Raw genomic sequence first — 11,604 nt, 5'->3', positions numbered from 1 at the left:
TAAAATTTTAAATAAGCTGTTTCTTTTATAATTTTTGTTTTTAGCTGGTTTCTTAGCAACATTCAATTTGATTATTTATTTAACTCTTTATAAACATTAAAAACATTAAATTCCTACTTATTTATTTAAAATGTTTTTAGGAAGCTAGCTAAAAATCAACATTAATTAAAATAAGCTTAAAATATCTATACGAGAAAAGGGGACTTTATTATGTACGAAAACGTAAAAATGGAAAACATGACTTGGCAAGAATTCGCAAAGAAAAAAGATGATGTAATTATATTACCAATAGGTTCAACAGAACAACATGGACCTCATCTTCCAACTTGCGTAGATACAGTATTAGCCAATGGATTTGCTTACAGAATTGCTGAAAAAATAAATGGGGTAGTTGCTCCAGCACTTTCATATGGATATAAATCAAAACCATTAAGTGGTGGTGGTCCATTATTCCCAGGAACAATAGATTTAAATGGAGCTACATTACAAGCATTAGTAATGGATATAATTGATGAATTTGTCCGTGATGGATTTAAGAAAATATTTATATTAAGTGCTCACTTTGAAAATGAAGCATTTATTGTAGAAGCTATGGATTTATGTTCAGCAAAATATGGAGATAAAGTTCAAATACTTCTTACTAACTGGTGGGATCCAATGTCACCTGACGTAATTGATAAAGTTTTTGATGAAGTACCATTCCCAGGTTGGGCTCTAGAACATGCAGCTGTTACAGAAACATCATTAATGATGTATTTTGCACCAGAGCTTGTAAGAGAAGATAAAATTATGGATACAGAAAATGCAAGCCCAGCAACTTATTATAAATATCCAATAGAAAAGGGAATAGTTCCTGAAACTGGAATACTTGCATCAGCTAAATCATCATCAGCTGAAAGAGGAAAAATAATTGTTGATGATGTTATCCCAAATATTATTAAAATTATTGAAGAAGCTTTCAATTAATGTTTAAATAGTACTTGAAAAAAATTAATAAAAAGTAGGTATTATTATGAAAACAAAAGGAATTATTTTAACAATGCTATCTTCAATTACCTTTGGTTTTGCCTTTACATTAGGCCCTATGACCTATGGTCTTGAAGGAAGCAACCCTGTAACACTAACATTTTTAAGGAACTTTTTAAGTTTACCATTTTTATTAGTAATTATTTTGCTTTTAAAAATAAACTTAAAGGTAACAAAAAAACAACTTAAAGATTTAATGATACTCGGTTTTGTTGGAAACGCAATAACAACATTAATGTTAAATATGGCTTTTGCTTATGTAGATGTAGGAATAGTTACACCAATACACTTTACTTATCCAATATTCGTAACACTTGGTTGTGTAATATTCTTCCACGAAAAATTAAGCAAACAAAAAGTTTTAGCATTAATTATTGCAATGTCTGGTATAGGATGTTTCTTTATTACAGCATTAACATCAGCTTCTCTTGGAGCTAGTACATTAATAGGATTAATTTTAGCTGTAGCATCTGGTATGTTTTATGCATTCTATATTATATTTATGGACAAAAGTGGTTTAAAAAGTGAACCACCATTTAAAATAACATTTTATGTAGCAATTTCATCATCAATAGGTATGTTTATATACGGAATGATTACAAATGAACTTGTTTTTTCAACATTAACACCTAAAGCTTGGGGATTATCTGCAATATTTGCATTCTTATGCACAGTTGTTGCATTATCATTATTACAAGTTGGTATTAAACATATTGGAGCGAGTGAAGCTGCTGTTATAAGTACATTTGAACCTATAACAAGTGTTATTTTTGGAGCAATACTTTTAGGAGAAAAAATAACGTTAATGAAAATTATTGCATGTACATTAATATTTGCAGGAGTATTAATACTATCTTTTGCAAAAGAAAAAGTACAACAAACTAAAAAAGTAAAAGAACCAGTTGCAAATTAATATAAAATAAAAAGTTAAATTCAGTTTACTACTCTTACTATTTTTATATATTATAAATAAAAATAATGAAATTTATAAGCCAATAAAAACTTTTGTACATTCTTATTTTAAATAGTTATAATTTTAAATAATAAAATTGACAAAATAAATAAGGGACTATATCAAAGTTAAATTATAATTTTGATATAGTCCCTTTAATTTAAAAAATTAAGCTAACTTAAGCTTTATATTATTAAATTAATCTTATATTATAATTAGTTTTACCTTTTTGGTATAAGTTAAGCTTAAAGTTAAGTTTGATTTATGAATAAATATATTTAATTTAGAGTTAGTTAAAGTGATAATTTATTTTGTAAATTAAGAAATTCATAAATAAGTATACTATTAAAAAGCTCTAAATCAGTCATAGCATCATCTAAGTCTCTTTGCAAAAGATTTTTTATTGTTGATAATCTATAAAGTAAAGTATTTCTATGAATAAAAAGCTCTTGAGAAGTTTTAACTAAATGTCTATTATTTTTAAAATAACATTTTAAAGTTCCAACTAAGTCCATTCCATGATTTTTATCGTAATCTAATATAGGGCCTAGATTTTCATAACAATATTGCTCAATATCTTTAGTTTCAGCAAGTTCAATAAATAACCTTACAATGCCTAATTCATTATATTTAATAATATTTGACTCATTATTATAAATACCTATCATAGAAAGAGCTTTACAAGCTTCCTTATAACTAATTTTAATATCAGAATTACTTTCCCTTATACGACTAAAACTTAAATTCATTTCTACATTTTCAGAGTATCTAGAACTTGCAACCTTAAACATATCTTCAATATATTCTAAAGATTTTTTTGCATCTTCACAATTGTTAGCAAATACTAAACTCATTAAGTGATTGGCATATTCCATATGTAATAAAGTATAATTTTTTTCATTTAAACCTTCATCTAAAGAATTCATTATATGTTTAGTAACATTTTCAGAAGCGTGATGAGTATTTGATAATTTTTTAATTTTAAATATACAAATATAATGATAAGGTCTTAAATTTATATTATAAAATTCAGCCAAACCATTAATATCTTCATGCAACTGATCTTGTGAAAAAAGAAGTGATTCAAGAAAATGCTTTCCATTCTTTTTTTCTTCTCTTTTTTGTTCAATCTTTAGAAAAATTTCTTGTATAATATCAATTAATTTAATACCCCATGGCATTATAAATAAGGGAAGATTAGCTTCATTAGCTTTAGTTATCATTTCTTTTGATATTTTACTTATATCTTTTTCATCAATTAAAATAACAATACCAGAAAGCTTTTTGAAAATACATTCTTCAATAAGCAATAAAAGGTTTTCATCATTTTCATTATAAATAACAAAAAGTAGTTCCCCGCCATAAAGCCATTCTGAAATAGATTCGGTTGTACGTACATAAGGCAAAGAAATTTGATTTTTTAATCCATTTTGTCCAGCTAGTAGCTTTGCCTTTGAAAAATATTTAAGCTGAAATAAATCCTTGCAGCAAAAACTCATAAGGTCACTCCTTTTTATCCCATTTCATTCTACTTTATTTATTTTACTATTTTTTTATAAACATGTTAATTGTTATTTAATTTATGTAGTGTTTAGTACTAAATCACATAAATGTTTTACAATAGGCTAAAGCCCGTAAATTGCAATAGATAAAAAACAAAAAATAAGAAAAAGTTAATTTTCTATATTTATTGACGATTAATATAGAAATATCTTACAATATAAATATATTGACTAAGACAATAAAATGTTATGAATAAAGTGAGGTGATATCAATAATAGGTTTAGAGTATATACTAACTTTATATGATATACAGCATATAGAACTAGCAGAGTATTTAGGAATAAAAAAACAAAATATTAATTTATGGATTAAAGGAAAACAAAAAATTCCTAAAAAATACATTCCAATTTTAGAAGAATACTTTGGTATAAACAAAGAATACTTTAATAAAAATATAGATGAAATAGATAAACTAGAAATACAAAAAGAAAAATTAAAAAGAGATTTAAATCCAATTATAAAAAAGCAACAATTAGTATATGTAACAGATGAAATAAATAATATGGTCAAAAGACCTATTTATGATAAAGAAGAAATAAATTCTTTAGAAAGAAATATTGAAAAAGCAAAGATAATAAATAAATTTAAATCAGCTTTAGAAATAGTAGACAATAACCCTTATATTGATACATACAAACTTATAACAGAAATATTAGAAAAAGCTCAGGAAGAAGTAATAGTTCATAAAACTATTCAGGCATTGGCTCATTATCTTGAATTATTACCAGATAATATAACAACTGGAGAAGAGCAAGCTGAATTTGAAAGTGAAATATTTGAAGTTTTTGATGACAATAATTTTTAAAAATTAAGAATTAATAAATTAGATTTAATAATTAAATGTTTGGAGGAAAATAATATGTCAACAGCAAATATTGGTTTTGAAGAAACTCTGTGGAAATCAGCAGATAAATTAAGAGGAAGTATGGATTCAGCAGAATATAAGTATGTAGTATTAGGACTTATATTTATGAAATATATATCAGATAAATTTGAAACGAAATATCAAGAATTAATAGAAGAGGGAGATGGATTTGAAGAAGATAGAGATGAATATGAATCAGAAAATATCTTCTGGGTACCAAAAGAAGCAAGATGGGATTATATAAAAGATAATGCAAAAGATCCTAAGATTGGACAAATTATTGATGATGCAATGATTCTTATAGAAAAAGAAAATCCAACACTTAAAGGTGTTCTTGATAAAAGATATGCAAGACCAGAACTTGATAAAAGAAGACTTGGAGAACTTATTGATTTAATTTCTATTATAAAACTTCATAAAAATGGAGAAAAAGATCTTTTAGGTAGAGTATATGAATATTTCTTAGGACAATTTGCAAGTTCAGAAGGAAAAGGTGGGGGAGAATTCTATACTCCAACAAGTGTTGTTAAGACGTTGGTAGAAATGATAGAGCCATACAAAGGTAGAATATATGACCCAGCCTGTGGTTCTGGTGGTATGTTTATCCAAAGTGAAAAATTTATTGAAGAACACCAAGGAAGAATAGATGACTTATCAATTTACGGACAAGAGCTTAATGCTACAACTTGGAAGTTATGTAAGATGAACTTAGCAATTAGAGGACTTGAAGGAAACATAGGTCCACACCAAGCAGATACTTTCCATGATGATTTACACAAAACATTAAAAGCAGATTATGTACTTGCAAATCCTCCGTTTAATATTAGTGATTGGGGTGGAAATAAATTAACAGAAGATGTTAGATGGAAATATGGAGTACCACCAGAAGGTAACGCAAACTATGCATGGCTTGAGCACATAGTATATCACCTTGCCCCAAATGGAGTTGCTGGAGTAGTTTTAGCAAATGGGGCTTTATCTTCAAATACTTCTAACGAAGGAGTAATTAGAAAAAATTTAATAGAAGCAAAACTTGTTGATGCTATAGTAGCTCTACCTGATAAATTATTCTATTCAACAGGTATACCAGTTTCATTATGGATATTAAATAGAAATAAAAAAGATAATTCTAAGTTTAGAAGAAGAGAAGATGAAATTTTATTTATTGATGCAAGAAACTTAGGAACAATGGTAGATAGAAGACATAGAGAATTAAGCGGAAAAGATATTAATAAAATAGCAGATACTTATCATAATTATAGAAATATTGATGGAAAATATGAGGATGTTCAAGGGTTTTGTAAAGCGTCCAAACTAGACGAAGTAAGAGAAAATGAATATGTATTAACTCCAGGAAGATATGTTGGAATAGAAGAACAAGAAGATGATGGAATACCATTTGAAGAAAAAATGGAAACTTTAACAAAGGAACTAGGAGAACTATTTGAAAAATCAAGAAGCCTAGAGGAAGAAATAAGAAAGAATCTAGGGGGAATTGGATATGAGTTTTAGTGAAAGTCCAATAGGACGACTTCCACAAGAATGGACATTTTATAAATTAAATGAGTGTACTACAAAAATAACTGACGGTACACATAGTACTGTTAAAGACAATCCAGAAGGTGATTATTATTTATTAAGTTGTAAAAATATAAAAGATGGAAATGTTGTATTAGGAAACAAAGAAAGATTAATCGATTTAGATACCTTAAATAAACTAAGAAAAAGAACTGGGCTTCAAACAAATGATATATTGTTAACAACAGTAGGAACTATAGGTGAATCAGCAATTATTAAGGAGAAAGTAATTAACTATGAGCTTCAGAGAAGTGTAGCAATAATAAGGCCAGATATTGAAAAGTTTGCTCCGCAATTTATGTACTATATTACTAAAGATAGAAAATTTCTCGGGCAATGTAATGGAATGATAAAAGGATCTGTTCAAAAATGTCTATACTTAGGAGAAATATCTAATATCGTGGTTCCTTGTCCACCTATCATTGAACAAAAAGCAATTGTTAAAATATTATCTGATTTAGATGAAAAAATAGAAATAAACAATAAAATAAATAAAAAATTAGAAGAAATGGCTCAAGCTATTTTTAAACAATGGTTCGTTGATTTTGAATTTCCAAATGAAGAGGGTAAACCATATAAAAGTAGTGGTGGAGAAATGGTTGAAAGTGAGTTTGGGATGATTCCTAGGGGATGGGGTTATACAAATCTTGAGAATGTAGTTTTATCAGCTAATACAGGAGCAGATGCAATAAGAAGAGCACCTATTGTAGATTACGATACCGGAATTAAATGTGTAAGAGTTGGAGACATATCTAATAAAAGGAATATAAGTAGATGGGGATATTGTAAAATTAACAAGCAAGATTATAAAAAGTTTTCTTTAAAAAAGAATGATATTTTAGTAACAAGAACTGCTACAATTGGATTAAATACACTTATATTTGAGGATTTGGAGGCTGTTTACAATAATGGCTTAATTAGATTAAAGATAAAGGAAAATTTTAATCCAATTTTTATATATCAAGTAATGAATTATAAAGATTTTACAGATTATATATCTAAGATAACAGGAGAAACTTCAACAAGACCTAATATGAAAATAAATTATTTAGTAAAATATAAATTCATATTGCCGGGAAAAAATGTAAGAGATAGGTTTGAAAAAATAATGACTATAATATTAGATAGAATTAATAACAATAATTATGAAAATGAAAAATTAGCTATCAGTAGAGATACATTATTACCAAAACTTATGTCAGGTGAAATAAGAGTACCTTTAGATAATTAAAGAAATTATATAGGAGGGTATTTGAGATGAGTAAGTATGATTTATTGAATGAATATTTAAGTAATTGCAGAAAAGAAAAATTAACATTAACAATAAAGCAAATTGAGGATATATTAGGATTTAAATTACCAAATACAGCTTATACAACAAATGCTTGGTGGGGAAATAATGATAATAGACACGTTCAAGCAAAAAGTTGGTTACAAAGTGGATATAATACAAAAGACATTAAATTAGGTGAGAGTGTTACATTTATAAAGATATAGAAATTAAAAAGGAGGGATTGGGATTTGAATTTATTTGAAAATTTCAGAGAGGACCATTTAGAAGAAGCAGCAATAGAAATACTTCAAGAATTAGGTTACAGTTATGCTTTTGGACCAGATATTGCTTATGATGGTTATAGTCCTGAGAGAAATAATTATAAAGATGTAATTTTAGAGCAAAGAGTTAAAGATGCTTTATTCAGTATAAATAGAAATTTACCAGAAGAAGCTTTAGATGAAGCTTACAAAAAAATAATAAATTTTAATAGTCCAATATTAATAGAAAACAACAAAGAATTTCACAAACTATTAATAGAAGGAATTGATGTTTCATTTATTAAAGATGGAGAAAGTAAAACAGAAAAAGCTTATATTATAGATTTTAAAAATATAAATAAAAATGATTTTTTAGCAGTAAATCAATTTACTATAGTTGAAAAAGAAGAAAGAAGACCAGATATAATTATATTTATAAATGGTATTCCTTTAGTAGTAATTGAGCTTAAATCAGCCACTGATGAAAATGTTGGTATTGAAGAAGCTTATAATCAAATCCAAACATATAAAAATGATATACAAAGTCTTTTTAATTATAATGCATTTTGTATATTATCAGATGGAATAAATGCAAAGGCTGGCACTATTACTTCTAATGAAGAAAGATTTATGAATTGGAGAAGTATTGATGGAGAAAATATTGAATCTTTAGATGTTCCACAATATGAAGTTATGTTAAGGGGAATGTTATCTAAGGAGCGTTTACTTGATATAGTAGAAAACTTTTTATTGTTTCAAGTATCATCTGAAGATGAGTATGACTTAAAAGGAAATAAAATAGGTGAAAAATCAACAACCATTAAAATACTTGCAGGATATCATCAGTATTTTGCAGTTAAAAAAGCAGTAGAAAAAACTAAAGTTGCTTGTAGTTCTTCTGGAAATAAAAAGGCTGGAGTTGTTTGGCATACACAAGGTTCAGGCAAAAGTTTTTCAATGGTATTTTATGCAGCACAACTTGTAAAGCACTTAAATAACCCTACAATAGTTGTATTAACAGATAGAAATGATTTAGATGATCAGTTATTTGGAACTTTTGCTAAATCTTCTGATATTTTAAGACAAACTCCAAAACAAGCAAATGTAAGAAAGCTTTCTGAAGAACAAAAGAAAAGTAATGTAAAGGCTAAGGATAATTCAAAGGAAATTAATGGATTATTTGACTTGCTTAATGATAGGGAGTCAGGAGGAATTATATTTACAACTATCCAAAAGTTTAAGCCAGAAGAAGGTGAAATGCCAGTATTAACAGATAGAAGAAATGTTATTATTATGGCTGATGAAGCACATAGAAGTCAATATGGATTTGAAGCTAAATCAGATACAAAGACAGGTGATGTTAAGTATGGATATGCTAAATATTTAAGAGATGCACTTCCAAATGCTACATTTATCGGATTTACAGGAACACCAATAGAATTTGATGATAAATCAACACCAGCAGTTTTTGGTAATTATATTGATATTTATGATATGACAAGAGCTGTTGAAGATGGAGCTACTGTAAAAATATATTATGAAAATAGAATAATTAAACTTGATACTAACGAAAATGTTATTGAAGAAATTGATGAGGAATTTGAAGAAATAACAGAAGGTCAAGAAGATAATGCAAAGGAAAAATATAAGAGTAAATGGTCAAGATTAGAAGCTGTTGTTGGTGCTCCAAATAGAGTTAAAAAGCTTGCAGAAGATATAGTAAATCATTATGAAGAAAAGTCAAAAACTATTGATGGCAAAGCTATGATTGTATGTATGAGCAGAAAAATTTGTGTTGCTCTTTATGATGAAATTATTAAGCTTAGACCAGATTGGCATTCAGATGATATAAATAAGGGAAAAATAAAAGTTGTTATGACAGGCAGTGCTGCTGATAATGAAAGAATACAAGCTCACATTGGTGGAAAACAAAGACGTGATACTTTAGCAAAAAGAATGAAGAAAAATAGTGATGAATTAAAAATTGTTATAGTTAGAGATATGTGGCTTACAGGATTTGATGTTCCATCAATGCATACTATGTATATTGATAAGCCAATGAAGGGGCATAATTTAATGCAAGCTATTGCAAGAGTTAATCGTGTATTTAAAGACAAGAGTGGTGGAGTTGTAGTTGACTATATAGGAATACTTGAAAGTCTTAAAAAGGCACTAAAGCAATATACAGATAGTGATAAAAATAATACTGGAATTGATACTTCAGCAGCTATTGCAGTAATGCTTGAAAAACTTGAAATATTAAGAGATATGGTACATGGCTTGGATTATACAGGATATATGGGAGATTCTCAATCTAAGAGAATAAGAGCTATAACAACAGGTATGAACTTTGTATTAGGGCTTGATATAAAAGAACAAAAGGAGTTTAAACAGTTTGCTACAGAACTTGCAAAAGCTCATGCATTATGTGCTGCAACTGATGAAGGAAAGGCTAATGCTTTAGAAATAAGTTATTTTAAAGCAGTTAAAGCAAGTTTAGTAAAATTAGATTCAAAAGGTGCAGTTAAAAAATCAAAAAAAGAAATGGAAGCTAGAGTTAATCAATTACTTGAAAAATCAATAATATCAGAAGAAGTTATTGATGTATTTGATACGTTAGGTATAAAAAGACCAGATGTTTCGATTCTTTCAGAGGAATTTTTAGAAGAAGTAAAAGCTATGAAAGAAAAGAATCTCGCAGCTGAAATGTTAAGAAAATTACTTGAAGGCAATTTAAAAACAATGGAAAAGACTAATTTAGTTAAGTCAGAAAAATTTTCTGAGAAGCTAAAGAAAACTCTAAATAAATATAGAAATCAAGCTATAACAAATGCAGAAGTAATTGAAGAATTAATAAATATGGCTCATGAATTTAAAAATATAAAAACAAGAGAAGAAGAGTTAGGATTAAGTACAGACGAAATTGCTTTTTATGATGCATTAACAGCTGATGATGCAGTAAAAGAGTTTATGACAGATGATACATTAAAAAAAATTGCACATGAGTTAACATCTGCAATAAAAAGAAATATATCTATTGATTGGAGTATTAAAAAAAGTGCCCAAGCAGGTATGAGGAAGATAATAAAAAGGCTATTAAAAAAATATGATTATCCACCAGATAAATCTAAGAAAGCATTAGAAATTGTATTAAGACAAGCAGAACTTATGTGTGGAAATGCTGATGTAGAACAATTAGATATGGTAACAAAAAATATTGCAGAGTATAGGGTTTAAAATAAACCCATAGATTAATAAATAAAATAAGGAATTAAAAATAATGAATATAAATAAATTAGTGGAAGTAATAAGAGAAAGTATGAACTCTTTTAGAGAAAACGAACTTGCATATCTTTCAATGACAGGAAAAAATGAATTACAAATAAGAGATAGAATAGCCTATGAACTTTATAGAAAAGACAATAATTATATTATATCTAGAGAATATAATCCTAAGGGTGTAAATTCTAGAATAGATTTAGCAATCATTAAAGATCATATTATTAAAGATATAATAGAATTAAAATCTATGTATACATTTGATTCAATAGATATGAAGGGGTACATAAGTGGAATAAAAAAGGATTTTTATAAAAACAGGGAACTTGTAACAAAAGAAACAAATCAATATGAGATAATAATAGCAACTCATATTGATAAAGTTCCAAATAAAGAATTTAAAGATTATGTTAAATATTATAGATTGATAAATAAGCATATATCAGATATAGAAGATAGTAAAATTTTAATCGAAAATCTAGATAGTATAATAAGAAAAGAATTTATACAAGAAAGTAATGAAATAAGATATTTTACTGTAAATGCTGGACGTGCTTTTGGGGTAGAGGTTAGTATATGTTTTTGGATAATTAAAAATAATAAATATTATTTTTAAGATTAGCACTATTATATAATAAAAATAAAACTATAAAGCACAAAAATGCTTTATAGTTTTATTTTTTTATATCATTTAAATTTTTTAAGATAACTTAAATCTTAAATGAATTATATATTCTATTTATTCTTACTTGCATTTTCTAAATATCTAGTTGCACATTGGGCAAAGAAAGCAGCACCTTCTGGCAGA

General features: G+C 27.0%; 9 protein-coding genes. 8 read left to right on the top strand and 1 reads right to left on the bottom strand.

The features are described 5' to 3' along the window. Positions 1–210: 210 nt before the first annotated feature. Both Q4E08_RS10545 and Q4E08_RS10540 read left to right on the top strand, forming a co-directional pair. The gene (locus Q4E08_RS10545; RefSeq protein ID WP_303130787.1) at positions 211–966 is read left to right on the top strand and encodes a creatininase; all 756 of its coding nucleotides are present in this window, start codon (positions 211–213) and stop codon (positions 964–966) included. A gap of 46 nt (positions 967–1,012) precedes the next feature. Beyond that, on the top strand, positions 1,013–1,939 hold the full coding sequence (locus Q4E08_RS10540) for a DMT family transporter (RefSeq protein WP_303130786.1): 927 nt from the start codon (positions 1,013–1,015) through the stop codon (positions 1,937–1,939). 332 nt (positions 1,940–2,271) lie between these two features. Here the strand turns inward: Q4E08_RS10540 and Q4E08_RS10535 are convergent, their stop codons facing one another. Beyond that, a complete protein-coding gene (locus Q4E08_RS10535) occupies positions 2,272–3,477 on the bottom strand; it encodes a PucR family transcriptional regulator (RefSeq protein WP_303130785.1) in 1,206 nt (401 codons plus the stop codon). 266 nt (positions 3,478–3,743) lie between these two features. Here Q4E08_RS10535 and Q4E08_RS10530 point away from each other — a divergent pair, with 266 nt between their 5' ends. Genes Q4E08_RS10530 through Q4E08_RS10505 form a run of 6 tightly spaced genes read left to right on the top strand, consistent with a single transcriptional unit; the run spans position 3,744 to position 11,412 of the window. Next, on the top strand, positions 3,744–4,346 hold the full coding sequence (locus Q4E08_RS10530; RefSeq protein ID WP_303130784.1) for a helix-turn-helix domain-containing protein: 603 nt from the start codon (positions 3,744–3,746) through the stop codon (positions 4,344–4,346). 54 nt (positions 4,347–4,400) lie between these two features. Beyond that, a complete protein-coding gene (locus tag Q4E08_RS10525; protein ID WP_303130783.1) occupies positions 4,401–5,918 on the top strand; it encodes a class I SAM-dependent DNA methyltransferase in 1,518 nt (505 codons plus the stop codon). Further along, positions 5,908–7,215 carry a restriction endonuclease subunit S gene (locus Q4E08_RS10520; protein WP_303130781.1) on the top strand — a complete coding sequence of 436 codons (1,308 nt, stop codon included), beginning with the start codon at positions 5,908–5,910 and terminating at the stop codon, positions 7,213–7,215. Before Q4E08_RS10525 ends, Q4E08_RS10520 begins: the two co-directional genes overlap by 11 nt. Before the next feature lie 26 nt (positions 7,216–7,241). Continuing rightward, entirely contained in the window at positions 7,242–7,481 is a 240-nt protein-coding gene (locus Q4E08_RS10515) for a hypothetical protein (protein ID WP_303130779.1), read from the top strand. Positions 7,482–7,505: 24 nt separating this feature from the next. Beyond that, complete coding sequence (locus Q4E08_RS10510; RefSeq protein WP_303130778.1) at positions 7,506–10,754, top strand: type I restriction endonuclease subunit R; 3,249 nt, start codon at positions 7,506–7,508, stop codon at positions 10,752–10,754. 43 nt (positions 10,755–10,797) lie between these two features. Continuing rightward, complete coding sequence (locus Q4E08_RS10505) at positions 10,798–11,412, top strand: hypothetical protein (protein ID WP_303130777.1); 615 nt, start codon at positions 10,798–10,800, stop codon at positions 11,410–11,412. Positions 11,413–11,604 lie beyond the last annotated feature (192 nt).

It is taken from the genome of Clostridium sp., assembly GCF_030532265.1.
Taxonomy (GTDB): domain Bacteria; phylum Bacillota; class Clostridia; order Clostridiales; family Clostridiaceae; genus Clostridium.
Note: the sequence above shows the minus strand (reverse complement) of the source record. Positions and strands in the feature narration are given on the sequence as shown.